Raw genomic sequence first — 24674 nt, 5'->3', positions numbered from 1 at the left:
GCCCGCGCGCGATACCCTCGGAATCGGCGTCGCGGCGGGAAGGCAAGAATGAACGATATCCTACAGGGTTATGCTGAAGCGGCAACGCCGGACCTGATTGCCAGGTTCGATGGACTGGATTGCCGGGAAATCTACGCACCGGTCATCGATCTGTTGCCGGTCACACCGGCCCGCGTCGCGGATATTGGCAGCGGCACCGGTCGCGATGCCGCCTGGTTTGCCGAATGCGGCCATGATGTTCTGGCGATAGAGCCGGTCAAGGAACTGCGTGAACCCGGAAAGAGATTGCACCTCTCGCACAAGATAACCTGGCTTGACGACTGTTTGCCCGATCTGATGAAAGCGCGCCGCCACGGCCCGTTCGATCTGGTTACGCTGTGCGGCGTCTGGCACCATATCGATGACGAGGCACGGCAGACCGCCATGGAAAGCCTCTCGGAGATGACGGCAGAGGGCGGATTGCTGATCATGTCCCTGCGTCACGGCCCTGCACCCGAAGGCCGCCGTGCTTTTCCCATTTCACCAGCGGAAACGACGGGCAATGCAGCCCGTCTGGGGTTCAGGTTGATACGACAGGTAGAAGTTGCTTCCATTCAGGCGGGTAATCGCGCCATGGGCGTCCACTGGACATGGATCGCACTACGAAAGACCGGACAAAACACCGGCATGTCGCAACATTCCTAGCCGGAAACCGGCCTCAATGCCCCGAAAACTCCACCAGTGTCCGCACTTCGACACCGAGATCTTCCAGCTTCCTGCGGCCGCCGAGATCGGGCAGATCGATGACGAAGCAGGCCGAAACGATTTCCGCGCCCATCTGCCGCAAGAGTTTCACCGCACCTTCGGCGGTGCCGCCAGTCGCGATCAGGTCGTCGACCAGAATGACTTTTTCGCCCGGCTGCACGGCATCCACATGCATTTCCATTTCGTCGACACCATATTCAAGGCTGTAGGCCACGCGCACAGTGGTGTGCGGCAGCTTGCCTTTCTTGCGGATAGGCACGAAACCGGCGGAAAGCTGGTGCGCCACCGCTCCACCCAGAATGAAGCCACGCGCTTCCATGCCGGCGATCTTGTCGATCTTCGTTCCCGCATAGGGCTGCACAAGCTCGTCCACGGCACGGCGGAAAGCGCGCGGATTGCCAAGCAGAGTCGTAATGTCCCTGAAGATGATGCCCGGCTTCGGGTAGTCGGGAATGGAACGGATGGCAGCGGAAAGCTCCGAAGCGATAACGGTCATGGTATTTCCAGTTAGATTGGGAAATGGATCAGAAGGTTCGGGCCACCCTATCAACTTGGTGGCTGCGGACCAACTAAAAAGGACCGCCGCTCATTCCTGCCCCGACATTCCCTCGATCCGCGCCCAGACCGGGCATACATCCGCGAAGGAATGCGACAGAGGCCGTAGCGCCTTGTCATTTCTGTCGTCAAAAGAGCCGCAAACAAGGGCGACAGTCGGTGCATCGTCGATGGCGCCAAGCGTGCTGCCGCAGACTGCGCAAAACGCACGGCTGGAATAATCGGAAGACCGGAAAACCATGGGCGCACCGCCCTCTCCCGTCCAGACCACTGCATCGCTCGCAAACTCCACCCAGGCAAGGCTGGAAGCGCCGGAATGCCGCTGGCAGATATCGCAGGAGCAGCTGTGCGGATTGCCGGGTTCACCCGTGGCCTCGAAACGGACGGAACCGCACAGGCAGCCACCGCTCCGGACTTTCACCATTTCTCATCCTCCTTCGACACATGAAAAGGCCCCCAGGGCAGGACCATGGGGGCCAATGATTGCAGGCATTTGAAGCCGCTCAATGTTCCTTGTTGGCGTAGACCGATTTCTTGGTGAGATAGATCAGCGCCGTGAAGATGAACAGGAACACCATGACCATGAAGCCGGTGCGCTTGCGTGCTTCCAGATGCGGTTCTGCGGCCCACATCAGGAAAGCGGACACGTCCTTGGAATATTGATCCACCGTCTGCGGCGCACCGTCGTCGTAAGTCACCTGATCGGCACTGATCGGCGGCGCCATTTTCAGCGCCACGGCACTGGCGAAATACGGGTTGAAATGCGTGCCTTCCGACACTTCAACGCCGGCGGGCGCGTCCTGGTATCCGGTCAGCAGCGCATGGATGTAGTCCGGGCCGCCTTCCTGATAACCGCCGATGATCGGAATCATGTCGATGACGAACTGCGGAAAGCCACGCTCCACGCCGCGCGCCTTGGCAAGCAGCGACATGTCCGGTGGTGCAGCTCCGCCATTGGCAGCAGCAGCCGCTTCGTGGTTCGGGAATGGCGAGGGGAAATGGTCGGAAGGCACAGCCTTGCGATTATACATTTCGCCGTCGGCGTTCGGCCCGTCCTGCACTTCATATTCCGCAGCAAAGGCCTTCACCTGCTCTTCCGAATAACCGAGATCGCCCAGCGTGCGGAAGGAAACGAGGCTCATCGAATGGCAGGCAGAGCAGACTTCCTTGTAGACCTTCAGGCCGCGCTGCAGCTGGCCCTTGTCGTATTTGCCGAAAGGTCCGGCAAAAGACCAGCTCTGCTCCTCGGGCTTGATGACCGGGAAGTGACCGCCGGCGATCGCATGCTCGGTCTTGGTGGCGAGATCGTGGCTCTCCTCCGCCGCAAAAGCGGCGGCGGAACAGCCGATGGCAGCGATAAGCGCGATGCTCGTTACAAGCTTCTTCATTGTCGTCATCCTTCCTTCGCGCTCAGACTTGGGCGGCCGCTGGCGCGGCAGTCTTCTTGGCGGCGTTCTTTTCCAGAACGGCCTCGGTAATCGAATTCGGAATACGCCGCGGCGTTTCGACCAGACCGAGGATCGGCATGATGACGAGGAAGAAACCGAAGTAATAAAGCGTGCCGATCTGCGACATGATGACATAAAGGCCTTCCGCCGGACGCGAACCCAGCCAGCCGAGCAGGATGGCGTTGACCACGAACAGCCAGAAGAACAGCTTGTACCAGGGACGATAGACGGCGGAGCGAACCTTCGAGGTATCGAGCCAGGGCAGGAAGAACAGCACGATGATTGCGCCGAACATGACGAGAACGCCACCGAGCTTGGAATCGATCGGCCCGATATTGAAGGTGATGGCGCGCAGCATCGCGTAGAACGGCAGATAGTACCATTCGGGCACGATATGCGCCGGTGTCTTCAACGGATCCGCCATGATGTAGTTATCAGGGTGGCCGAGGAAGTTCGGCATGTAGAAGACGAACCACGCATAAGCGATGAGGAACACCGAAACACCGAGTGCATCCTTCAACGTCGCATAGGGCGTGAAGGGCACCGTATCGGTCTTGCTCTTCACTTCCACACCGGTCGGATTGGTCTGGCCGGTCACATGCAGCGCCCAGATATGCAGGATGACGACACCCGCAATCATGAAGGGCAGCAGGTAGTGGAGCGCGAAGAAGCGATTGAGCGTCGGATTGTCCACCGCAAAGCCGCCGAGCAGGAACTGCTGAATCCACTCACCTATGCCCGGGAACGCCGAGAAGAAGCCGGTGATGACCGTGGCGCCCCAGAAGGACATCTGGCCCCACGGCAGCACGTAGCCCATGAAGCCCGTCGCCATCATCAGTAGGTAGATCACGCAGCCGAGAATCCAGAGGATTTCGCGTGGCGCCTTGTAGGAGCCGTAATAAAGTCCACGGGCGATGTGCAGGTAAACCGCGATGAAGAAGAACGACGCACCGTTGGCGTGCATGTAGCGCAACAGCCAGCCGTGGTTGACGTCGCGCATGATCTTTTCAACGGAATTGAAGGCAACCGTCGTTTCAGCGGCATAATGCATGGCAAGCACGACGCCGGTGAGGATCTGCACGATCAGCATGACAGCCAGCATAGCGCCGAATGTGTAGGCGTAGTTCAGATTACGCGGGACAGGATAGGCAACGAAGCTGTCATAGATCATGCGCGGCAAGGGAAGCCGCGAATCGATCCACCTCTCGATGCCGGTGGACGGCTGATAACTGGAATGACCACTCATAAATATCTGTCCCCTTATCCGATCTTGATCACGGTATCGGATGTGAATGCAAATGTCGGGATGGCGAGGTTCTGCGGCGCCGGACCCTTACGTATGCGGCCCGCCGTATCGTAATGCGAGCCATGGCAGGGACAGAACCAACCGCCGAAATCGCCGGCCTGGCCGAGCGGAACGCAACCGAGATGGGTGCAGGAACCGATCATGACGATCCAGTTCTCCTTGCCCTGACCGGCGGAACGGTCAATGTCCGTCGCCTGCGCGTCGGGGGCAATGTTGGCGTTGCGCGCCACCGGATCCTTGAGATCGGCAAGAGCGACCGCATTGGCTTCGCCGATTTCCTTTTCCGTGCGGTTACGGATGAAAATCGGCTTGCCGCGCCACTTCACGGTCAGCGACATGCCCGGCTCGACCGCCGCGACGTTCACCTCGATGGAGGCAAGCGCCAGCGTCGATGCGTCTGGACGCATCTGGTCGATAAAGGGCCATGCCACTGCGGCGGCACCAACGGCGCCCGTCATTCCGGTTACTAGATAAAGAAAATCGCGACGGGTCGGTTCACCCGAGGCGTCGTGATTGGTTACGTGCTCGCTCACCGCTACACCATCCTCTGCGCTGTTTTTGCCGTAAATCGCATGAGTCCTCCCGCTATGATTTGATCCAAGACAATCTCCGTCCCACCGTCTCGGTCATCCTCGCGGCGTTTGAGAAACCGCGTCATTCTGTTTGATCGCAAAATATTGACTGACTTGGCAAGAGCAAAGCACACAAAGCTGCCGTAATTCTGCCAGAAGGGGCGGATTTGTTTCTCATTTTTTCCTAAGCCCCGGCAAGCGGGCAACATTGTGCCCACCCTTGCGGCATGTTACGAGACATCAAGGGAGAGCTTGGAAAGCAGGGATTCGGATGACGGCGAAGCTCTCGTGCATGGTCTCCACGGTCGTGGCTGCCGTACTTTTCATCGCCAGCCTGCGTTATGTGACGGATTTCTGGCTTTTAGCCTTCGTCACCAGTTTCCAGCTTCACATTGCCTTCGTCTGTATCCTGCTGTCATGCTTGGTATTTTGGCTGACGCGTGACGCGATTTCCGCTTTCCTCATCATCTGGTCGCTTGCACTCGCCATCCACGCCGTCGCCATGCTCATGGAATTCTCGACAAGCGCCAATGCGGCACCTGGCGCCAGACCCTTCCGGCTGTTGTCCTTCAACGTATTGATGGATAACGCCGCCAATGCGGATGCGATTGCCGACAGGATTCTCGAATCAGACGCGGATGCTGTCTATCTGTTCGAGGCGGCTGCGCTGGAATCGGTTCTGCCGCGTCTGCAGCAAACCTACCCCCACAGGCTTGGCTGCTATGCGGGAACACCGACCTGTGATCTTTTGATCCTGTCGAAGCGACCGCTGCTGGAGGGCCGTTTCCATAGCCTCAGCGATCTGCGCCGCGACCGTTTCGCCATCGCCAGCATCGATTTCGACGGCACGAAGCTGACGCTCGCCGCAGGTCACATCACCAAACCCTATTTCGACGACTATCACCGGGACGAGCTGGACGAAGTCAGCGAAATTCTCTTTCGCGTTACCGGGCCGCTCATTCTGGCCGGAGATTTCAATTCGGCCAGCATCGCTCCCGACATGCGCGACTTCCTCGCCGCCAACGACCTGAAGAAAGCGCCATGGGAACCCGCCACATGGCCGACGAAGGCAGGTCGCTTCGGCATCGCCATCGACCATATCTTCGCCCGCGAACCGGCCACGCTCTTGAAAACCACCCGTCTGCCCGACAGCCTCGGTTCAAATCATTTCGGCCTGATGGCGGATTTCATGATCGGGAAATAGCTGCCGACAGGCCCTATTGGGCAGCCTCGTCCACAGCAAGGAAACCGCCCGACTGTCGCGCCCAGAGTTCCGAATAAAGTCTGCCCTGCGAGACGAGATCTGAATGGCTGCCCTGCTCGACGATACGGCCCTGATCCATGACGATCAGCCGGTCGAGAGCAGCAATCGTTGAAAGACGGTGGGCGATGGCCAGCACTGTCTTGCCCTGCATCAACTCATCCAGATTGCTCTGGATCGCCGCTTCTACTTCCGAATCAAGCGCAGACGTCGCCTCGTCGAGGACGAGGATCGGTGCATCCTTCAGCATCACGCGGGCAATGGCGATGCGCTGGCGCTGGCCGCCGGACAATTTCACGCCGCGTTCGCCGACATGCGCGTCGAAACCCGTGCGGCCGCGCTGGTCTTCCAGCCGTGCAATGAACTCATCCGCCTTGGCCCGGCGCGTCGCCTCCAGCAATTGCGCTTCGGTGGCATCCGTGCGCCCGAACATGATGTTGTCTCTGATAGAACGGTGCAGCAGCGACGTATCCTGCGTGACCATGCCGATATGGGCGCGCAGTGATTCCTGGGTGACCTTGGCGATATCCTGCCCATCAATGAGGATACGGCCTTTCTCGACATCGTAAAACCGCAGCAGCAGATTGACGAGGGTGGATTTGCCCGCGCCGGAGCGTCCGACGATGCCGACCTTCTCCCCCGCCTTGATATCGAGATTAAGATTGTCGATGACCCCGTTCGCCCGCCCATAATGGAAGCTGACGTTTTCGAAGCGGATACTTGGACTTTTCACGTCCAGCACTGTCGCATCCGGCGCGTCCACGAGGCCGATCGGCTGCGAAATCAGCTCAGCCGCATTCTGCACCGTGCCGAAATTGCGCATGATGCCGTTGAACTGCGTCATCAATCGCCCGAGCAGGAAGTTGAGGCGCAGAACCAGTGCCAGCGTGAAGGCGACAGCGCCGGAACTGATCTTGCCGGACAGCCAAAGGTCGATACACAGCGCCGCCATCGACGTGATCATCACACCAGACAGCAGCGCCATCGAGGCGCGCACACCGGTGATGAACCGCGTGAACGTCATCGTGGCATTCTGGAAGATATCGAAGCCCTGCCGCATGTAGCGGTCATTGGCATCGTCGCGCCCGAACAACCTGAGCGTCTGGATATTGCTGTATGCATCCACCATCCGGCCGGAAAGCATGGAGGCTGCCTCCGCCGTTTCTTTCGAATGGGAGCGGATGCGCGGCACGAAATAACGCGCCAGCAGCGAGAAGATCAGCACCCAGACGAGGACGACGACGGCAAGCCGCCAGTCCAGCCCGCCGATCAGCAGCAGCATCGAGACGGAGTAGATGCCGACAAACCAGACGCTTTCCATCAGCGAGGTGACAAGATCGCCTGCCGCCTGCCCGCCCGACCAGACCTTGGTGACGATGCGGCCGGAAAAATCATTCTGGAAAAAGGTCAGCGATTGCCGCGCCACATGCATATAGGATTGCCAGCGCACCAGATTGTAAAAGCCGGGCGTGATGATCTGTTGGTCCACCAGCGCGGTCACCATGGTGACGATAAAACGCACGATGCCGATCAACACCAGCATGCCGACGAGTTCGCCGCCATGGGCTGCCAGCAGTCCAGCCCAGCCCTCTTCCGGCTTGACGGTCGAGAGAATGTCGACCAGTCGCCCGACGAACCAGAAAAGCGCAGCCTCAATGGCAGCCGTCAACCCGCCCAGCACCAGCATGGCAAGAAACGGCGCCTTGGCCTGCGAGATATAGAACCAGATGAAACCGGACGTCTTTTCCGGCGGCCGCAAATCGTCCTTGCGGGCGAAGGGCTTTATCCAGTTCTCGAAAAACTCGAAGATGCGGGTAATGACCATGATCCGGATATAGGCGGATTCCCGGAGCGGGAACAGCCGCAGAGCGTTCGGGAAGAGATTATATTTCGGTAACGTTCGGGAAATGAAAAAGGGCGAAGAATGTTCCACCGGGCTCTGGATAGACCCACCTGGATTTTGCGCACTCGCAGCATCCTCACTCCGTCACCAAGGACTAGATCCGGGGTAAAGCGCGATTCAAGTTTTTGATCGCGGAGACTCCTTTCACGGCGCAGACGCGGCCGTTACTGGAAACCGACTCAAGGCCGGCATGACGGAGGAGAGGTTTAACTCGCCTACATAGATAAACGTGAACCGCAAACGAAAGGGCGGGAAACCATGCTTCCCGCCCTTCGAGCTCTCCTTACTCGGCAGCCACTTCCGCTTCGTGGTCGGCGATGAAGCCGCCGGACTGTCGCCGCCATAGATCGGCATAGATACCGCCCATCGCTGCCAGTTCCGCATGGCTGCCCGATTCCACGATCTGGCCCTTGTCGAGGATGATGAGCCGGTCCATTTCGGTCAGCGTCGACAGACGGTGGGCGATCGCGATAACCGTCTTGCCTTCCATCAGCGAGAACAGGTTTTCCTGAATCGCCGCCTCGACTTCCGAGTCGAGCGCTGAGGTCGCCTCATCAAGTACCAGGATCGGCGCGTTCTTGAGGAACACGCGGGCAATGGCGATACGCTGACGCTGGCCACCGGACAGCTTTACACCGCGTTCGCCCACCTGGGCATCGAGACCCTGGCGGCCATGCATATCGACAAGCGTTTCCACGAAGTCCCAGGCATTCGCCCGCTTTGCCGCCGCGATCACCTGCTCGTCGGTGGCCTCGGGATGGCCATAGGCGATGTTGTCGCGGATCGAACGGTGCAGCAGCGAGGTATCCTGCGTCACCACACCAATCAACTCGCGCAGGCTGTCCTGCGACACCTTGGAGATGTCCTGCCCGTCGATGGTGATCTTGCCCGCTTCCAGATCGTAGAAACGCAGAAGCAGGTTCATCAGCGTCGTCTTGCCCGCACCGGAACGCCCGACCAACCCGACCTTCTCGCCCGGCTTGATATCCAGCGTCAGCCCGTCGATCACGCCCTTGTTCTTGCCGTAGTGGAAGCGGACGTTATCATAACGGATCGCGCCCTGCGGTGCCGCAAGCTGAGGCGCCTTCGGAGCATCGACGATGTCGTGCGGCTTCGTCATCATCGACATGCCGTCATAGACGGTGCCAATGTTTTCGAACAGCGAGGTGACTTCCCACATGATCCATTGCGACATGCCGTTGACGCGCATGGCAAGGCTTATGGCAATGGCAACCGAGCCGGCCGTGACCGAACCCTGCATCCAGAAATAAAGACCGAGCGAGGCCGTGGAAAACAGCACGACCGCATTGTTGAGGTCGATCAGGATGTTGAAGCCGGAAATCTTGCGCATCTGGCGGTGAACGGTTCCGAGAAACACGTTCATGCCCTCACGCGCATATCTTTCCTCGCGGCCCGCATGCGAAAACAGCTTGATCGTCGAGATGTTTGTATAGCTGTCGACGATACGCCCCGTCATCATCGAGCGCGCATCAGCCTGCTCCTGTGCGAGCCGGCCGAGTTTCGGCACGAAATAGGTGAGGATACCCATGTAGATGCCGAGCCACACCAGCAGCGGAATGACCAACCGCCAGTCTGCGGCAGCAACCATGAACAGCATCGAGACGACGAAGCTGATAGCGTAGACGAACACGTCGATCACCTTCAGCGCCACTTCGCGGATCGCCAGTGCAGTCTGCATCACCTTGGTCGAAACCCGGCCTGCAAATTCGTTGGCGAAAAAGTTCATGGAGTGGCGCAGCAGGAAACGATGCATCTTCCAGCGCGCGATCATGCCGAAATTGCCGGCAAGCGTCTGGTGCATCGTCATGGTGTGGATCGCGCCCATCAGTGGCAGCAGGAAGAGCACCAGCCCAGCCATGACCATCAGATGCCAGCCCTCATCGGCAAAAAACGTCTCGCGATTGGCCGTGGAAAGCCAGTCAACGATGCTGCCGAGGAATTTGTAGAGCATGGCCTCCGCAACGGCGATGCCCATGGACATCAGGCCAAGCAGCAGGAGCCACGGCCATGCGGGCTGCACATAATGCCACACGAACGGCAAAAGCTTCTTCGGCGGCACAGACGGCGCCGAAGAGGGAAAAGGATCAAGGCGTTTTTCAAACCAGCCAAACATAGGCCAAGCTCCGGCAAGCAATCGCCCCATCGTGAAACGTGAGCAAACGCAAATATGGCTCACGACGGAACAGAAAAGTATTGGATATGGCCGCAACAGCCACATGACGAATCAAACTATGGGAAACGCGGTCGAACCGCGGGGGGGTAACACCTAGGCCAGCAGCAGCACTACTGGGGCCGGGAGGCGAATACGAATGTCATTTTGCATCAGAACCTCCCTAGCTGGTGTTGAAGATGTCGCCTTGTAGCGCAAAAATTAATCGTTGACCAGCCGCAAAGATGCCGAACGCGTCAGAAAAGCTCTCGATTGCGACCAATTCTGCCGAACGGGCGGAGATGACCCGCGAGGGTCTCCGCCCGTTGTAAGGCCTGGATGCGCAGCTTACTCGGCGGCGTCCTGCGCCTGCCCGAGCGCCTTGATCTGCGCCAGAGTATCGGCCAGCGTGGCCGAGGTGTCGGAATAAAGATCATCATCCTGCACCTGCAGATTGCCCACATGCAGATCGGTCAAATGGACGAAATTCACCCGTTCGGACATGATATCTTCCTGTTTTTGCTGCGCGGAACCCGGATCGAAACAACGCCGATCCGACGCAACCGGATATGCCGGATCGGCCTGACGACACGTTGGTTAATGGGTAGCCCGACTGTGTGTCACGCGAATGAATACGGCACTCTTCGAAACGGTCTTCTCGGGCTGCATCTGTCACAAACCCGCCGCCCGTGATAAGCGCTCCGGCATTCCAAACGCGGTGAGAAGACCATGAGCGATATCAGACCCGAAATCAGGATTGCCCTCTACCAGCCGGATATTCCCGGCAATACCGGCACGATCCTGCGGCTGGCGGCCTGTCTCGGCCTCGGCGTCGATATCATCGAGCCGGCCGGTTTCGATATTTCCGACCGAAACCTGAAAAGGGCAGGCATGGATTATATCGCAGCGGCGGCGCTGACGCGCCACGTCAGCTGGGACCGGTTTGAGGAGTGGCGCGCAACCACCGGCCGCCGCCTCGTTCTCGCCTCCACCAAGGCCGCCCTGCCCTATACGAAAATCGCCTATCGCCACGACGATATCCTGCTTTTCGGCCGTGAAAGTGCTGGTGTGCCAGACCACGTGCATGAGAAGGCGCAGGAGCGAATCATCATCCCGATGGTCGAGGGGCAGCGCTCCATCAACGTCGCAATGTCCGCCGCGATGATCACCGGCGAGGCTTTGCGCCAGACCGCATGGTCTTAAGCGCCTTTTTTAGCGCCATTTTTTCGTGCAAATACAAAAATTGACCGTTTTTGCTTCAAAACTGTCGCAACCCGGCCTGTACCGAAGGCGTTCAGGCTCCTATACTTATTAGCCGGACAACAAAAATCGCCCTCGCCGCAGCCATCCGCCGGCGGGTGTGAGGAGACGTCGCATGCAATCCACCATTGTCATCGTCAACCTTCTCGGCGCAGTCGCGCTGCTGCTCTTTGGTCTTGCCCAGGTCAAGGACGGGGTTACCCGTGCCTTCGGCATGAAACTGCGAAGTGTATTGGCGACCGGCACCCAGAGCGGCCCGCGTTCCTTCTTTTCCGGCTTTTTCGCCACTGTCGCGCTGCAAAGCTCGACGGCAACCGCGCTTACCGTCGCCTCCTTCGCAGAACGCGATCTCATAAAGCCGCGCATGGCGCAGGTCGTGCTGCTCGGCGCCAATGTCGGCACCGCCGTCACCGCCTGGATTGTCGCGGCCGGTGTGGAGTGGCTGTCGCCGCTGCTGATCCTCTCCGGTATCGTGCTCAAAAAGGGTAGCTCAAACGCCCGACAAGGTGGCGGAACCGCCGTCATCGGCATCGGCCTGATGCTTCTGTCATTGCATCTGTTGAGCGGCGCGACCGAACCGATGCGTGCCTCGCCAGCCCTTGGCGTCTTCATCGGTCTGCTTGATGGCGCATGGCCCGTCGCGTTGATCTTCTCCGCCGTGCTGGCCTTCGTCTCCTCCTCCAGCCTCGCTGTCGTGGTGCTTATCCTGTCGCTTGCTGCTACCGGCACGCTGTCCGCCGGTCTCATCATCGTTCTCATTCTCGGCGCCAATCTCGGCGGCGCCATTCCGCCGGTCATCGCCACGCTCTCCGGCCCGGCCTCGGCGCGGCGCATCACCATCGGCAACCTTGTGGTGCGCACCATCGGCTGCCTCATCGCCATGCCACTCGCATCCTATGGCGCAACGCTTTTGCAGCAATTGCCGCTTTCGCCCGCCAAATTGCCTGTTGATGCGCATCTCATCTTCAATGTCATTCTGGCAGCGGTTGCCTGGCCGTTCTCAGCCCTCATATCCGACCTGATGGCAAAGCTGGTGCCGGGCGATCCGAAAGCCGAAGATGGCCCGAATTTCCTCGATCAGCAGGCGCTGGATACGCCTGTTGTGGCGCTCGCCAATGCCACGCGTGAGGTCTTGAGCGTCGGCGATGCTATCGAGCGCATGCTGATCCGCGCCGAAAACGCCTTCAAGCATAATGATCTGGCACCCCTTCAGGAAGTGTCCCTGCTCGAAAAGAAGGTCGATCGCCGTCAGCAGGAGGTGAAGGTCTATCTTTCCCAACTGGGGCGCAAAGGGCTTGCAGACGACGAAGCGCGCCGTTCGATCGCCATCATCGATTACGCGATCAATCTCGAACATATCGGCGACATCATCGAAAAAGGCATTTGCGAGCAGATCCGCAAGAAGGTGCTGAACAGCTTCAAATTTTCCGACGACGGTTATGAGGAGTTGAAGACGCTGTTCGACATGACAATCGAAAATCTGCGGGCCGCCCAGAGCATTCTGGTGACCGGCGATTTCGATCTCGCCCGCCGGCTGATGGAAAGCAAGGTGGATATACGCCGCCTCGAAAAACAGTCGTCCAACCGCCATCTGGAGCGGCTGCGCGATGGGCTGACGGAAAGCATGCAGACGAGTTCACTGCATCTCGACATGCTGCGCGACCTGAAGCGCATAAACGCCCATATCGTGTCTGTGGCGCATCCCATTCTGGATGAAAGCGGCGTTTTGATCGAAAGCCGCCTGCGTTACGCCGAACCGCGTGCTTAAAGCTTAGTCTGCCGAAGGAAGCCGCCGCATGGTGAATTCGATGCGGTCGCCTTCCAGCTGCCGCCAGCTTTCCACTTCGGTCCAATAGGCGGCCTTCGGAAAACTGTCGAACCACTCGCGCGCCTTGGCACGGGCTTCTTCACGGTTGAGACAAAAGGTCTGCCGCACGAACATGCCGTTGCGCATCGGATCGCCGCCGTCACTTTCACGCGCCTTGCGGTGATTGGCGATCCTGCGCTTCAGCCCGTCCAGGGGCGGCGGTCCGGCAAATTTCGTCATGATATTCACCTCTGGCACCTACATCGCTAAAGATAGTGCCCGCATGTGAACTTGGCGAGTCGAATTTGTGCGCAAGGCCAGCACCTGCTAGATGCGACAGGGAATCGACTTCACCAAAGGAGAACATGCATGGAACGGCCATCTTTGCCGAAGGGCTTGCCCGAGGACATAGAAGACAAGAAGGCCGCCGCCCAGGCCTGGTTCCAGCATCTGCGCGACACCATCGTTACCTCCTTCGAAACCCTTGAAGACGAGCTGAGCGGCCCGCTCGCCGATCAGGAACCGGGACGCTTCGTGCAGAAGGACTGGCTGCGCGACAATGGCGCGGGCGGCGGCGGCAAGATGTCGATGATGGAGGGCCGCGTCTTCGAAAAGGTCGGCGTCCACACCTCCACCGTCTATGGTGAGTTCTCGCCGGAATTCCGCCAGCAGATACCGGGTGCGGAAGAAGACCCCAGCTTCTGGGCCTCGGGCATTTCGCTGATCGCCCATCCGGTCAATCCCAATGTGCCGGCTGTTCATATGAATACCCGCATGGTCGTCACCACCAGCCACTGGTTCGGCGGCGGCGCGGACCTGACGCCCGTGCTTGGACGCCGGCGGACGGAACAGGATCCGGACACCCAGCTTTTCCACCGCGGCTTCGAGATCACCTGTAACCGCCATCCCGTGGCCGACTATCCGCGCTACAAGTCGTGGTGCGACGAGTACTTCTTCCTCAAGCACCGCAACGAGCCGCGCGGCACCGGCGGCATCTTTTTCGACTGGCTGCACCCGGAAGAGGAAAAGGGCGGCTGGGACGCCAATTTCGCCTTCGTGCAGGATGTTGGCCGCGCCTTCAACCTGGTCTACCCAAAAATCGTGCGGTCCAACTTCAACCAGCCCTGGACGGAAGAGGACCGCGACGAGCAGCTTATTCGCCGTGGCCGCTATGTGGAATTCAACCTGCTTTACGACCGCGGCACGATCTTCGGCCTCAAGACCGGCGGCAATGTCGAATCGATTCTGTCTTCCCTGCCGCCCGTGGTCCGCTGGCCCTGAAATACTCACGTAAATTTGACGCCCGTCAGGAATTTGGGCGCAAATCGCGCAAATTAGGACTTATGGAAAAATAAAGGCAATGATAATCTCCTGCGTGCAGACGTACTGGAGGAGCTATCGTCATGATTACTTCGAACAGCATGCCTATATCCGCTTCCGCTGAGGGAGCCTCGCATTCCATCGATACCCCTGATTTGATCGACCGCATGGCAGCGGAAATGCGTGCCACCGGCGATCGCGAACTGCCGCATTCCTTTTATGTCGAACAAGTAAAACGCACGCTTGCCGGAAAAGCGGTGACGCGGGCCGACAATGACGAAATGCCTCGTACAAAAATCCCGGCAGCCGGCACATCCTCTGTTTTCCAGTGCTGGGCGATGCCCGAATAGGGCCTGAACAGGGTCAGCGGACGCCGCTCTGGAACATTAGCGGCGACCGTTCGTTTCTTGTCAGAGGGACAGCAGGCATTTGCAGGCTGTCCCTCTGTCTAAAACAGGGAGGCAAGACCATGAGACTGTTTGAATGTGGAACGCTCGTGCCCGGCTGTGCCTGGCACACCCGCGCGGATGACGACGCGGAAGTCGTACGCCGCACCGTGGAACATATGCGATCGGCCCACGGCGAAACCATCATCCGCGAAAACATGATCGAAAACATCAAATCCCGCATCCGCGACGAGGCAAACGCGGCCTGAGCCGCAACGCCTCCGGCACTGCGATCTCAATTCTCCAGCATATCCTTCAGCCGGGCGGTCAGCGCTGCCCGGTCTAGCGAGAAATTGACGTCGATCCACTTTTCTTCGAGGCTTTTCAGCACCTCGCCTACCTTCGGACCGGACTCCACGCCCGCGGCCATCACATCAGCGCCGCTCAGCGGAAAGCCGGGTTTGTGGAACTTATTCGCTCTCGTCAGCAGCGTCGAAAGCCGCGCGACTTTCTGCATCGCCGCCTCACCGCCTGAAAGGTCGGCGCGGGCCGAGGCAAGCGCCAGTTTCAGCCGCGTCTTCACACCGTCAACGCCCTGCCGGTAAAGCAGCCGGTCGAGCGCCGTCTCCTTCATCTCCGGCTCGATCACCGGCGCGGAAGCCCAGTGGGCGAGATATGCAGCTTCAGCCTTGGACAGCCGCAGCCGCGCAGCAAGCGCCGCTAGCCTCTCCCTGTCGGGCGGCACTATCGCAGCGAGCCGCAGCATCGGGTCAACTGTCCAGCCAAGCGCCTGTTCGGTTGCCACCAGCCCGTGAATGGCGTCGATACCCCATTTTTCCGTTTCGGGAAGAATTTGCGCCAACACGCCGGATTGCCGCATCCACAGCAAGGCGCGGGAGGGATCGCGCGCGGAAAGCAGCTTTTTCAGCTCGCTCCACACCCGCTCGGCCGAGAGCGTCCCCAGCTTGTCCTTGGCTCGCGCACTGGCGCGCAAGCCATCGGCATCGGGACGACCGGAACCATAATGGGCGAAAAAGCGGAAGAAGCGAAGAATCCGCAGATAATCTTCCGAAATCCGCATTGCCGCATCGCCGATGAAACGCACCGTGCCGGTTTCAATGTCGGGAAGGCCATCGATGAGGTCGATGATCTTGCCCTTCTCGTCAGCGTAAAGTGCGTTGATGGTGAGATCGCGCCGTTCGGCATCGATCTGCCAGTCTGTGCCAAAAGCGACCTGCGCATGGCGGCCATTGGTCTCGACATCGCGGCGCAGCGTCGTCACCTCGAAACCCTCGCCGTCGATCACCAGCGTCACCGTGCCGTGTTCAATGCCGGTCGGTACCGCCTTGATGCCCGCCGCCTTGGCGCGCTCAACCACCACATCGGGGGTAAGCGTCGTCGCCATATCGACATCGACGACCGGCTGTTCCATCAGTGCATTGCGCACGGCGCCGCCGACGATCCGCACCTCGCCGCCATCGGCGTTCAACAGCGCGAAGATGCGCTTCAGCGCCGGCTTTTCAAACCAGTCCCGCCCGGCAAGGCTGCTCATGAATAAAACCTCTCGTAAATCGTCCGTACGATGCCCGCCGTAATGCCCCAAATGTAGCGCTCGCCATAGGGCATTTCGTAGAAAAACCGCTCCTTCCCCTGAAAGATGCGACTGCCGCGCCCGTGATTGGCTGGGTCCATCAGGAAAGACAGCGGCACCTCGAAAACCTCATCCACTTCCGTGGGATTGAGCGTCAGGTCAAAGCCGGGACGAACGACCGACAGCACCGGCTTGATGCGAAAACCGGTACCGGAAATGTAATCCGGCAGACGCCCGACTGTTTCCACGAAAGATCGCGAGAGGCCGATCTCCTCTTCCGTCTCGCGCAGGGCCGCCTCTTCCGGTGTGCGGTCCCCGGCATCGATGCCACCGCCCGGAAAGGAAATCTGGCCGGAATGTTTGCGCAGGGTTGCGGTGCGCTGGGTGAAGATCACCCGCGCTTCGTTGCCGTCGTCGATGACAGGCACCAGCACGGCGGCGTCCTTTAGCCTTATGCCGTTTCCCGAAAGCACCACGCCCGGATTGAGCAGATGATCGCCATTCTCGCGTTCCGCCACGCCCTCGCCTTCCTCCAGCACCCGGCGGCGGAAATCGGCGGCGGTAAAAGTTTCAAGGCGGGTTGTCGTCATTGTCATTGCGAAAGCCGTTCCAGTTCATTGGCGGGCATCACGGGAAAGACAACCCCGCCCGAGCGCACCGCAAACATCTCGACGCCGTCCACATCGATCACCTCGCCGAGTGCCACGAGATCATACATCACCGCCCGCGAGACGAGCGCCTCCAGCCTGCCGCGCACCAGAATATAGGGTTTCAATTCGCGGTTTTCTCCGAAAATCGTAAAGCGTAGCGGATGCTCCGGCCCGGCCTCCACCACATCGCCGACATTGGTGCGGAAGGTCAGCAGCGGCCCGCCATCCTTCTCGCCCGCCGTCACCTTCATCTCGACGGCCACGAAAGGAGCATCCACCACGCGGATGCCGACTTTTTCCACAGGAGTTACAAGATAGGTCTTGCCGTCGTCATCCTTGCGCAGGACCGTGGAAAACAGCCGCACCAGCGGCGCCCGGCCAATGGGCGTACCCATGTAGAACCAGGTGCCGTCTGCGCGGATTTCCATGTCGAGATCGCCGCAAAAGGGGGGATTCCAGCGCTCCACCGGCGCAGGTCCACGTTTGGCGTCGCCGGTCTGCTCGGCGGCGCGGGAAATCATCGCCGCCAGCCCTGCTGCATCGCTTGCCGAATTTATCGTCTCCGCTGCCATATTCGAGTCTCGCTTTGCCGATAAGGAAATACTAAGTCACGACATAGTCATTCGAATGGCGCTTGTCAGCGGCCAAGAGAGCAATAAGCTAGTTGCAGCGCGAAATCCGCCCCGGCCAATGGCGATCAAGATCGGGGCAGGAATGGGTCGGCGGCAAAGGTATGAGGAGAGCGACATGGGCGTGATGAATACCGGCGAAACCCTCGACGAAAAAGCCATCGTCGCCTCGGCCGAAAAGGCGCTTTCGGATATTGCCGCGATCCGCGCGGAGGTATCCAAGGTCATCTTCGGCCAGGAAAAAGTGGTGCAGAACACGCTTCTCGCCATACTCTCGGGCGGCCACGCCTTGCTTGTCGGCGTTCCTGGCCTTGCCAAAACCAAGCTCGTCACCACGCTTGGAACGGTTCTCGGGCTCGATGCCAACCGCATCCAGTTCACACCGGACCTCATGCCATCGGATATTCTCGGCTCCGAAGTCATGGATCAGGATGAAAACGGGCGGCGCTCCTTCCGTTTCATAAAAGGTCCGGTGTTTGCGCAATTGCTGATGGCGGATGAAATCAACCGCGCCAGCCCGCGCACGCAGTCCGCACTGCTGCAGGCCATGCAGGAATATCACATCACCATGGCCGGCCAGCGTTACGACCTGCCGAAACCCTTCCACGTTCTCGCAACCCAGAACCCGCTGGAACAGGAAGGCACCTATCCACTGCCTGAAGCGCAGCTCGACCGCTTCCTGCTGCAGGTGGATGTCGGCTATCCCGAGCTTGCCGCCGAACGCCAGATATTGCTCGACACGACAGGCACCGCATCGGGCGAGGCACGCAAGGTAATCGACGCCGAACGCATGATGGAAATCCAGGCGCTCATCCGCCAGATGCCGGTCAGCGACAAGGTTGTGGACGCGATCCTTTCGCTTGTCCGCTCTGCCCGCCCCGGCCACGGCAACAAATTGACCGACAAACACGTTGTCTGGGGCCCGGGTCCCCGCGCCGGCCAGTCCCTGATGCTGACGGCACGCGCCCGTGCGCTTTACGAAGGCAGGCTCGCGCCGTCGCTGGACGATGTCTATGCGCTGGCCGAACCGGTGCTGGAGCACCGCATGGCGCTGACATTCGCCGCCCGCGCCGAAGGCATGTCGGTGCGCGATGTCATCGCAGCCCTTGTGGAGCAGGCGAAGAACTAAGGCATCGGACCGAAAAGTGTGACGCTGTTTTCGGAAAATCCGATGCTCGACAAAAACTCGGAGCGGCCCGCCGCTCTGACATCTGCCTAAGCTTTCTCGAAAGGAGTGCCTGTGGCATCCATCGGCCAGATCGTAGATAAGACACCGGGTAGCGAAGTCCTGGCGCGCGCGCGCCAGCGTGCCGCACTGGTGCCGGACTGCATGGTCGAGGCAAAGCGCATCGCCAACACCGTCACCGCCGGCTGGCACGGCCGGCGCAAGCGCGGCATCGGCGAGAATTTCTGGCAGTTCCGCCCCTATGCCGAAGGCGAGAGCCTGTCGCGCATCGACTGGCGACGCTCGGCCCGCGACGACCACACCTATGTGCGCGATCGCGAATGGGAAGCCGCCCACACCATCTGGCTTTGGGCCGACATGTCGCCGTCGATGATGTTCAAATCCACCCTCGGCTCTGTTTCCAAGGAAAGCCGCGCATTGGTGCTGATGCTGGCGCTGGCGGAAATCCTTGCGCGCTCGGGCGAGCGTATCGGTTGTCCCGGTATCATGGAGCCCATCTCGGCCAGAAACGCCGCCGAACGTCTGGCTGCCGCCATCATGCATGCGCCGCTAACCACAGGCATGCCGGAAACGGGCATGATCCGCGGTGCAAGCGACATCGTCCTCATAGGCGATTTTCTCGACGATGCGAAAAACGTGATGGAGCGGATTTCGCCACTCGCGCGGCGCGGCTTGCGCGGCCATGTGGTGGAAATCGCCGATCCGGCCGAAGAAACCTTCCCCTATTCGGGCCGCACCGAATTTACCGATCCGGAAACCGGTGAAAAACTCGTCTCCGGTCGCGCAGAAACCATTCGCGAGGACTATACTCGCGCCTATCTCGCCCGCCGAGAAGCGCTGTCTTCTTCGCTGCGCCGTCTAGGCTGGAATTTCGTGTTTCACCGCACCGATCATCTCGCCTCCGAGGCGCTTGTGGCTGTTCACATGTATTTGTCCGGTGCGCCCGCGCAAGGCGGTGGCAACCGATGAGCGCATTGCCCTTCGTCTTCATCAGCCCCTATATTCTCTTCGGCCTTCTGGCGCTTCCAGCCATCTGGTGGCTGCTGCGCCTCACCCCGCCGCGCCCCAAGGCGGAGGTTTTTCCGCCGCTGAAAATTCTGGCCACCGTGCTGAAGCGCGAGGAAACGCCCTCGAAAAGCCCGTGGTGGCTGACATTGCTGCGCATCGCGCTCGCCGCCGCCGTGATTTTCGCGCTGGCCGATCCGGTGGTGAACCCACGCAACAACAGCATTGCCGGCAATGGTCCCCTGGTGCTTGTGGTCGATAATAGCTGGGCCTCCGCAACTGATTGGCAGAGACGCGTCGACACCGCTCAGACCCTGATCGGCGATGCGGAAAGGGCTGATCGCCCCGTTTCCATCAGCTTCACCGCAGATGCCGAACACGACGCCGTGCCGGCCACCACGGCGGTGGCGCTGGACAAGCTCGCCGCCGCCAAGCCGAAGCCGCTTGCGCCCGACCGCGTGCGCACGGCGGAAGCCATTACCGAGGCGCTCAACGGCACCTCCCCCGGCACGCTCGCCTATATTGCCGACGGCGTTGCCACCGCGCAGGATGAAAGCGCACTCAAAACGCTGGCCAGCCTCTCAGCTGCCGAGTTCCGCATCGTCACGGGTGATGGGAAATCCATCGCCGCCATTACCGGCGCCGCCAACAATGCCGATGCGATGAGTGTCACGCTATCGCGGCTCGACACGGCCTCCCCCAGCCGGTTGACCGTCAATGCGCAGGACAGCCAGGGCCGCATCCTTGCCACTGGCACCGCCAGTTTCGCCCCCGGCGAAGCGGAAACGACCGCGACGGTGGAAGCGCCTTTCGAATTGCGCAACGACTTCGCCCGCCTCTCCATCGAGGCAGTTTCGACGGCGGGCGCGGTGCATCTTCTGGATGACGGTTTCCGCCGCCGCCGCGTGGCGCTGCTGGCCGGTGAAACCGGCAATGATTTCCAGCCGCTGCTGCAGCCGCTTTATTACATCAGCCGCGCCCTTCAGCCTTTTGTCGATCTCATCCCGCAACGACAGGCAGATCTTGCGCAGGCAATCCCGGAAATCCTGCAATCCAATCCTTCCGTTATCGTCATGGCCGATATCGGACGTCTGCCGCAGGAGACCTATGAGCCGATGCAGCGCTGGCTTGCCGCCGGCGGCACGCTGATCCGTTTTGCCGGACCGCGCCTTGCCGCAGCCCCCACCAATGATCCGCTGGTGCCGGTGACGTTGCGGCAGGGTGAACGCGCGCTTGGCGGCGCGCTCTCATGGGCCGAGCCACAGCCGCTTGCCGATTTCCCGAATTTCGGCGCCTTTGCCGGAATGCCGAAGGCCGATGGCGTGCTCGTAAAACGGCAGGTTCTGGCCGAACCGACACCCGACCTTGCCGAGCGCACCTGGGCGAGCCTTGCCGACGGCACGCCACTCGTCACCACCCGCAATGTCGAGGCGGGCCGCATCGTGCTGTTCCATGTCAGCGCCGAGGCAAGCTGGTCCGATCTGCCGATATCAGGCCACTTCGTCGATATGTTGCGCCGTATCGTGCAATTGTCCAAGGCAGGCGGTGCTTCCACCTCCGCGAATGCCCCGGCCGCAGCATTACCGCCCTTCCGGCTACTGACGGCCGAAGGTGCTTTGTCAGCCGATGTCGGCTCCGCCCGGCCGTTGGAAATGCGCCCCGGTCAGGCTCCCCGCACCGGTTTCGACAATCCCCCCGGCCTTTATGGCACAGAGGATGGTTTCGTGGCTCTCAATCTTCTACCGGCTGGCGCCACGCTTCGCCCGCTCGATACCTCGCTCGCCGGTGTCAACACCACCAGCGAAGCACTGATCGGCGAAACGGCGAAATCGCTGCGCCCGGCCTTGTTCATCGCCGCCTTCCTGATGTTGATTGCCGACAGTCTCATCGTGCTCTTTATGAACGGCGCCTTCGCACGCTTGCCGAAAGCCCGCAGCGCCACAGCTGCCACCGTGCTGCTGGCCATTGGCGCCTTCGCCGCGATGTCCCCGAGCGATGCGCGCGCCGACGACCCCAAACCCGGTGACGAGCAGATTTTCGAGCGGCTGGACACGACGCATCTCGCCTATGTCCGCACCGGCGAGGACGATGTCGACCGCATTTCCGAGCAGGGTTTACAGGGATTGAGCGAATTCCTGACCTGGCGCACGACGCTGGAGCCCGGCCAGCCGGTCGGCCTCGATATATCCAAGGATGAATTATCCTTTTACCCGATCATCTACTGGCCGGTGTCGGCCTCCGCCCCCATGCCGTCGAGCGCTGCCATATCGCGCATCGATGCCTATATGCGCGCCGGTGGCACCGTTCTGTTCGACACGCGCGATCAGTTTTCGTCGCTCGACACTGGCGCGACCAGCCCCAATGGCGAACGTTTGCAGGCGATCCTCGCCAATATCGATATTCCGCCGCTGGAGCCCGTGCCGGAAGACCACGTCCTGACGCGGTCTTTCTACCTGCTCACCAATTTCCCCGGCCGTTACAACGGCTCGCCGCTCTGGGTGGAATCGCGCCAAGGGGCGGCGAAGACGACATCCGGCCTCTCCTCCTCCGGCGATGGCGTGACGCCGATCATGATAACAGGCAATGATTTTGCCGGCGCATGGGCCGTCGATGCGCAGGGCGCACCGGTGCTGCCCACTGTGCCGCCGGACGAGTTGCAGCGCGAACGTGCGTTTCGCTCTGGCGTCAACATCATGATGTATATGCTGACCGGCAACTACAAGGCCGATCAGGTACACGTTCCCGCACTTCTCGAACGGTTGGGGCAGTGACATGACATTGACATTCGCCCCCTTCCTGCCGTGGATCGTGATTGCCGTTCTGGCCGTCGCCGCCCTTCTTCTCTCCTTCATCGGCCTGTGGCGCGGCGTGCGCGGCGCATGGCTGCGCGGGCTGGCGCTTGTCGCCCTGCTTGCCGCCATCGCCAATCCGCTTTTGACGCAGGAGGAACGCGAGCCTCTCTCCACAATCGTCCCCGTTATCGTCGATCGATCGCAGAGCCAGGACGTGCAGGACCGACCGCAGATGACGGATACGGCGCTTGCCGCGCTGAAAGACCGGCTGTCGCGCTTCCCGCGCATCGAACCGCGCATCGTGGAAGTGCGTGATGATGGTGAGAGCGATTCACCTTCGACGCAGCTTTTCTCGGCCCTCTCCTCCGCCGTCTCTGATGTTTCGCCCTCCCGCGTCGGCGGTGCGATTTTCCTCAGCGATGGCCAGATCCATGATATTCCGAATGCTCTGCCCAATGCCGAACAGGCGCTTGGTTTCCGCGCTCCCCTCCACGGGCTGATCACCGGCAAGGCCGATGAATTCGACCGCCGTATCGAGATTGTCCGCGCGCCGCGCTTTGGCATCGTCAACGAGGAACAGCAACTGACGCTGCGCGTCTTCGATGATGGCCGTGCAGCCGCAGGTGGTGGTTCGGCGGAAGTAACCGTGAAGATGAACGGCGAAGAAATCGCCACCTTGCAGGCCACACCCGGCCAGCCGACACCCTTCACTTTCAAGGTTCCGCGCGGCGGCAACAATGTCATGGAATTTTCCGTCGCCAAGCTTCCCGGCGAAGTGACGGCCGCGAACAACCGTGCGGTTCACCTGATAGAAGGTATCCGGCAGAACCTGCGCGTGCTGCTGGTCTCCGGCGAGCCGCATGCCGGCGAGCGCGCCTGGCGCAACCTCCTGAAATCCGACGCCTCGGTTGATCTGGTGCATTTCACCATTCTGCGCCCGCCGGAAAAACAGGACGGTACGCCGATCAACGAACTGTCGCTGATCGCCTTCCCCACACGCGAATTGTTCGTGGAAAAGATCGAGGATTTCGACCTCATTATCTTTGACCGCTACCAGCATCGCGGCGTGCTGCCGATCCTCTATTACGATTACATCGCGCAATATGTCGAAAAGGGCGGCGCGCTATTGATCGCAGCCGGCCCGGAACATGCCGGTCAGGATTCGATCGCCATGACGCCGCTTGCATCCGTGCTGCCGGCCCAGCCGACAGGCCAGGTGCATCAGTCCGCCTTTTATCCTCGCCTCTCGGAAGCGGGCAAGAAACACCCCGTTACCCGTGGGCTGGAAGGGTCGGGCGATGAGCCGCCGCATTGGGGCCGCTGGTTCCGCACCGTCAGCGTCGAGCCGCCGCAGGGCCAGACCGTGATGCTGGGTGACGGGCAGGACCCGCTGCTGGTGCTGAACCGCCAGGGTGAAGGCCGTGTCGCCATGCTGCTTTCCGATCAGGGCTGGCTTTGGGCGCGTGGCTACGAAGGCGGCGGCCCGCATGTGGCACTTTACCGGCGCATCGCCCACTGGCTGATGAAGGAACCGGAGCTTGAGGAAGAGGCGCTGACGGCGCGCGCCAACGGCCGCACATTGCAAATTACCCGCCAGACCATCGGCGACGACCCCGGTCAGGCAAGCGTGCATTTCCCCTCGGGTAAAACCGAAAACATGGCCTTCAACAACACCGAGCCCGGTCTTTACAAGATCGAGCGTCGCATGGACGAGACCGGCCTGTTCGAAATCAAGAACGGCGATTTCACTACGCTCGTCCATGTCGGCGCGGTGGATGCGCCGGAATTCAAGGCAATGATTTCGACAACCGAAACGCTGAAGCCGCTTGCCGACGCCACCAAGGGCAGCGTGCACCGTGTCGCCGACAATTCGGGCCGCGTGGTACTACCCGATATCCTGCCTGTCAGGGGCGATATCAGGGTTGCCGATGAGGATCGCATGCTGATACGCATGACCGACGAGACGGTGCTGAAAGGTGTCAACACCCTACCGCTGTTTGCCGGTTTTGCCGGGCTTGCCGCCCTGCTCCTTGCTTTCTCCGCGCTCTGGTGGCGTGAGGGCCGGTAGGAACTTCCCGGTGGAAGCTCA

General features: G+C 60.4%; 23 protein-coding genes. 11 read left to right on the top strand and 12 right to left on the bottom strand.

Annotated elements, in window-relative coordinates; translation table 11 throughout:
- The first annotated feature begins 48 nt into the window (after nucleotides 1-48).
- Nucleotides 49-684: a class I SAM-dependent methyltransferase gene (locus ACQZ45_RS10460; protein ID WP_113291205.1), complete on the top strand. Its 636-nt coding sequence runs from the start codon at nucleotides 49-51 to the stop codon at nucleotides 682-684.
- A 13-nt stretch (nucleotides 685-697) separates the two neighbouring features.
- Here ACQZ45_RS10460 and ACQZ45_RS10455 read toward each other — a convergent pair whose 3' ends face one another.
- The 5 genes from ACQZ45_RS10455 to petA all read right to left on the bottom strand — a co-directional run bounded on the left by ACQZ45_RS10455 (nucleotide 698) and on the right by petA (nucleotide 4586).
- On the bottom strand, nucleotides 698-1240 hold the full coding sequence (locus ACQZ45_RS10455; protein ID WP_019565208.1) for an adenine phosphoribosyltransferase: 543 nt from the start codon (nucleotides 1238-1240) through the stop codon (nucleotides 698-700).
- Between the two features lie 90 nt (nucleotides 1241-1330).
- The gene (locus ACQZ45_RS10450) at nucleotides 1331-1723 is read right to left on the bottom strand and encodes a GFA family protein (protein WP_113291206.1); all 393 of its coding nucleotides are present in this window, start codon (nucleotides 1721-1723) and stop codon (nucleotides 1331-1333) included.
- Nucleotides 1724-1802: 79 nt separating this feature from the next.
- The gene (locus ACQZ45_RS10445) at nucleotides 1803-2687 is read right to left on the bottom strand and encodes a cytochrome c1 (RefSeq protein ID WP_003513510.1); all 885 of its coding nucleotides are present in this window, start codon (nucleotides 2685-2687) and stop codon (nucleotides 1803-1805) included.
- Nucleotides 2688-2709: 22 nt separating this feature from the next.
- Entirely contained in the window at nucleotides 2710-3993 is a 1284-nt protein-coding gene (locus tag ACQZ45_RS10440) for a cytochrome b (protein ID WP_019565206.1), read from the bottom strand.
- A gap of 14 nt (nucleotides 3994-4007) precedes the next feature.
- Nucleotides 4008-4586, bottom strand: coding sequence for a ubiquinol-cytochrome c reductase iron-sulfur subunit (gene petA / locus ACQZ45_RS10435; RefSeq protein WP_003513514.1), 579 nt, complete (start codon nucleotides 4584-4586; stop codon nucleotides 4008-4010).
- A 310-nt stretch (nucleotides 4587-4896) separates the two neighbouring features.
- Here petA and ACQZ45_RS10430 point away from each other — a divergent pair, with 310 nt between their 5' ends.
- Nucleotides 4897-5829, top strand: coding sequence for an endonuclease/exonuclease/phosphatase family protein (locus ACQZ45_RS10430; RefSeq protein WP_065659149.1), 933 nt, complete (start codon nucleotides 4897-4899; stop codon nucleotides 5827-5829).
- 13 nt (nucleotides 5830-5842) lie between these two features.
- Here the strand turns inward: ACQZ45_RS10430 and ACQZ45_RS10425 are convergent, their stop codons facing one another.
- The 3 genes from ACQZ45_RS10425 to ACQZ45_RS10415 form a co-directional block, all read right to left on the bottom strand.
- The gene (locus ACQZ45_RS10425) at nucleotides 5843-7819 is read right to left on the bottom strand and encodes an ABC transporter ATP-binding protein (protein ID WP_003513518.1); all 1977 of its coding nucleotides are present in this window, start codon (nucleotides 7817-7819) and stop codon (nucleotides 5843-5845) included.
- Between the two features lie 253 nt (nucleotides 7820-8072).
- On the bottom strand, nucleotides 8073-9923 hold the full coding sequence (locus tag ACQZ45_RS10420; protein ID WP_013636605.1) for an ABC transporter ATP-binding protein: 1851 nt from the start codon (nucleotides 9921-9923) through the stop codon (nucleotides 8073-8075).
- A 384-nt stretch (nucleotides 9924-10307) separates the two neighbouring features.
- On the bottom strand, nucleotides 10308-10463 hold the full coding sequence (locus ACQZ45_RS10415; protein WP_421477277.1) for a hypothetical protein: 156 nt from the start codon (nucleotides 10461-10463) through the stop codon (nucleotides 10308-10310).
- Between the two features lie 225 nt (nucleotides 10464-10688).
- Here ACQZ45_RS10415 and ACQZ45_RS10410 point away from each other — a divergent pair, with 225 nt between their 5' ends.
- Nucleotides 10689-11162, top strand: coding sequence for a tRNA (cytidine(34)-2'-O)-methyltransferase (locus ACQZ45_RS10410; protein WP_003513525.1), 474 nt, complete (start codon nucleotides 10689-10691; stop codon nucleotides 11160-11162).
- 172 nt (nucleotides 11163-11334) lie between these two features.
- Nucleotides 11335-12987, top strand: coding sequence for a Na/Pi cotransporter family protein (locus tag ACQZ45_RS10405; RefSeq protein WP_065662220.1), 1653 nt, complete (start codon nucleotides 11335-11337; stop codon nucleotides 12985-12987).
- 3 nt (nucleotides 12988-12990) lie between these two features.
- On the opposite strand, the gene ACQZ45_RS10400 is transcribed toward ACQZ45_RS10405, so the two are convergent.
- The gene (locus tag ACQZ45_RS10400) at nucleotides 12991-13266 is read right to left on the bottom strand and encodes a hypothetical protein (RefSeq protein WP_003513530.1); all 276 of its coding nucleotides are present in this window, start codon (nucleotides 13264-13266) and stop codon (nucleotides 12991-12993) included.
- A gap of 129 nt (nucleotides 13267-13395) precedes the next feature.
- Here ACQZ45_RS10400 and hemF point away from each other — a divergent pair, with 129 nt between their 5' ends.
- From hemF to ACQZ45_RS10385, 3 genes are all read left to right on the top strand, one after another.
- Nucleotides 13396-14307, top strand: a complete 912-nt coding sequence (gene hemF / locus ACQZ45_RS10395; RefSeq protein WP_003513531.1) for an oxygen-dependent coproporphyrinogen oxidase — start codon at nucleotides 13396-13398, stop codon at nucleotides 14305-14307.
- Nucleotides 14308-14429: 122 nt separating this feature from the next.
- Entirely contained in the window at nucleotides 14430-14696 is a 267-nt protein-coding gene (locus ACQZ45_RS10390; RefSeq protein ID WP_003513532.1) for a hypothetical protein, read from the top strand.
- Nucleotides 14697-14815: 119 nt separating this feature from the next.
- Entirely contained in the window at nucleotides 14816-15001 is a 186-nt protein-coding gene (locus ACQZ45_RS10385; protein ID WP_003513537.1) for a DUF1059 domain-containing protein, read from the top strand.
- Nucleotides 15002-15027: 26 nt separating this feature from the next.
- Here the strand turns inward: ACQZ45_RS10385 and ACQZ45_RS10380 are convergent, their stop codons facing one another.
- The 3 genes from ACQZ45_RS10380 to ACQZ45_RS10370 are packed head-to-tail and all read right to left on the bottom strand — an operon-like array spanning nucleotide 15028 to nucleotide 17545.
- The gene (locus ACQZ45_RS10380; RefSeq protein ID WP_113291208.1) at nucleotides 15028-16284 is read right to left on the bottom strand and encodes a CCA tRNA nucleotidyltransferase; all 1257 of its coding nucleotides are present in this window, start codon (nucleotides 16282-16284) and stop codon (nucleotides 15028-15030) included.
- A complete protein-coding gene (locus ACQZ45_RS10375) occupies nucleotides 16281-16919 on the bottom strand; it encodes an NUDIX hydrolase (protein ID WP_003513539.1) in 639 nt (212 codons plus the stop codon). The genes ACQZ45_RS10380 and ACQZ45_RS10375 overlap by 4 nt, the downstream gene beginning before the upstream one ends.
- Entirely contained in the window at nucleotides 16916-17545 is a 630-nt protein-coding gene (locus tag ACQZ45_RS10370; protein ID WP_013636611.1) for a DUF1285 domain-containing protein, read from the bottom strand. The genes ACQZ45_RS10375 and ACQZ45_RS10370 overlap by 4 nt, the downstream gene beginning before the upstream one ends.
- 175 nt (nucleotides 17546-17720) lie before the next feature.
- On the opposite strand from ACQZ45_RS10370, the gene ACQZ45_RS10365 reads away from it, so the two are divergent.
- The 4 genes from ACQZ45_RS10365 (at nucleotide 17721) to ACQZ45_RS10350 (ending at nucleotide 24653) form a co-directional block, all read left to right on the top strand.
- Nucleotides 17721-18731 carry an AAA family ATPase gene (locus ACQZ45_RS10365; RefSeq protein ID WP_003513541.1) on the top strand — a complete coding sequence of 337 codons (1011 nt, stop codon included), beginning with the start codon at nucleotides 17721-17723 and terminating at the stop codon, nucleotides 18729-18731.
- 111 nt (nucleotides 18732-18842) lie between these two features.
- A complete protein-coding gene (locus ACQZ45_RS10360) occupies nucleotides 18843-19757 on the top strand; it encodes a DUF58 domain-containing protein (RefSeq protein ID WP_003513542.1) in 915 nt (304 codons plus the stop codon).
- Nucleotides 19754-22564, top strand: a complete 2811-nt coding sequence (locus ACQZ45_RS10355; protein ID WP_448742243.1) for a DUF4159 domain-containing protein — start codon at nucleotides 19754-19756, stop codon at nucleotides 22562-22564. Before ACQZ45_RS10360 ends, ACQZ45_RS10355 begins: the two co-directional genes overlap by 4 nt.
- A 1-nt stretch (nucleotide 22565) precedes the next feature.
- Nucleotides 22566-24653: a hypothetical protein gene (locus ACQZ45_RS10350; RefSeq protein ID WP_448742242.1), complete on the top strand. Its 2088-nt coding sequence runs from the start codon at nucleotides 22566-22568 to the stop codon at nucleotides 24651-24653.
- Nucleotides 24654-24674: the final 21 nt, after the last annotated feature.

Source organism: Agrobacterium sp. 16-2014-1-2a, from assembly GCF_053522705.1.
This window is presented reverse-complemented; position numbering and strand designations above follow the sequence as displayed.

What these genes read in the sequence shown, in the direction of transcription:
- ACQZ45_RS10415 (WP_421477277.1), bottom strand. Translation starts at nt 10,463, where the DNA reads ATGTCCGAACGGGTGAATTTCGTCCATTTGACCGATCTGCATGTGGGC.
- ACQZ45_RS10455 (WP_019565208.1), bottom strand. Translation starts at nt 1,240, where the DNA reads ATGACCGTTATCGCTTCGGAGCTTTCCGCTGCCATCCGTTCCATTCCC.
- ACQZ45_RS10440 (WP_019565206.1), bottom strand. Translation starts at nt 3,993, where the DNA reads ATGAGTGGTCATTCCAGTTATCAGCCGTCCACCGGCATCGAGAGGTGG.
- ACQZ45_RS10350 (WP_448742242.1), top strand. Translation starts at nt 22,566, where the DNA reads ATGACATTGACATTCGCCCCCTTCCTGCCGTGGATCGTGATTGCCGTT.
- ACQZ45_RS10420 (WP_013636605.1), bottom strand. Translation starts at nt 9,923, where the DNA reads ATGTTTGGCTGGTTTGAAAAACGCCTTGATCCTTTTCCCTCTTCGGCG.
- ACQZ45_RS10400 (WP_003513530.1), bottom strand. Translation starts at nt 13,266, where the DNA reads ATGACGAAATTTGCCGGACCGCCGCCCCTGGACGGGCTGAAGCGCAGG.
- ACQZ45_RS10410 (WP_003513525.1), top strand. Translation starts at nt 10,689, where the DNA reads ATGAGCGATATCAGACCCGAAATCAGGATTGCCCTCTACCAGCCGGAT.
- ACQZ45_RS10445 (WP_003513510.1), bottom strand. Translation starts at nt 2,687, where the DNA reads ATGAAGAAGCTTGTAACGAGCATCGCGCTTATCGCTGCCATCGGCTGT.
- ACQZ45_RS10405 (WP_065662220.1), top strand. Translation starts at nt 11,335, where the DNA reads ATGCAATCCACCATTGTCATCGTCAACCTTCTCGGCGCAGTCGCGCTG.
- ACQZ45_RS10385 (WP_003513537.1), top strand. Translation starts at nt 14,816, where the DNA reads ATGAGACTGTTTGAATGTGGAACGCTCGTGCCCGGCTGTGCCTGGCAC.
- ACQZ45_RS10450 (WP_113291206.1), bottom strand. Translation starts at nt 1,723, where the DNA reads ATGGTGAAAGTCCGGAGCGGTGGCTGCCTGTGCGGTTCCGTCCGTTTC.
- ACQZ45_RS10390 (WP_003513532.1), top strand. Translation starts at nt 14,430, where the DNA reads ATGATTACTTCGAACAGCATGCCTATATCCGCTTCCGCTGAGGGAGCC.
- ACQZ45_RS10365 (WP_003513541.1), top strand. Translation starts at nt 17,721, where the DNA reads ATGGGCGTGATGAATACCGGCGAAACCCTCGACGAAAAAGCCATCGTC.
- hemF (WP_003513531.1), top strand. Translation starts at nt 13,396, where the DNA reads ATGGAACGGCCATCTTTGCCGAAGGGCTTGCCCGAGGACATAGAAGAC.
- ACQZ45_RS10460 (WP_113291205.1), top strand. Translation starts at nt 49, where the DNA reads ATGAACGATATCCTACAGGGTTATGCTGAAGCGGCAACGCCGGACCTG.
- ACQZ45_RS10380 (WP_113291208.1), bottom strand. Translation starts at nt 16,284, where the DNA reads ATGAGCAGCCTTGCCGGGCGGGACTGGTTTGAAAAGCCGGCGCTGAAG.
- ACQZ45_RS10375 (WP_003513539.1), bottom strand. Translation starts at nt 16,919, where the DNA reads ATGACAATGACGACAACCCGCCTTGAAACTTTTACCGCCGCCGATTTC.
- ACQZ45_RS10430 (WP_065659149.1), top strand. Translation starts at nt 4,897, where the DNA reads ATGACGGCGAAGCTCTCGTGCATGGTCTCCACGGTCGTGGCTGCCGTA.
- ACQZ45_RS10370 (WP_013636611.1), bottom strand. Translation starts at nt 17,545, where the DNA reads ATGGCAGCGGAGACGATAAATTCGGCAAGCGATGCAGCAGGGCTGGCG.
- ACQZ45_RS10355 (WP_448742243.1), top strand. Translation starts at nt 19,754, where the DNA reads ATGAGCGCATTGCCCTTCGTCTTCATCAGCCCCTATATTCTCTTCGGC.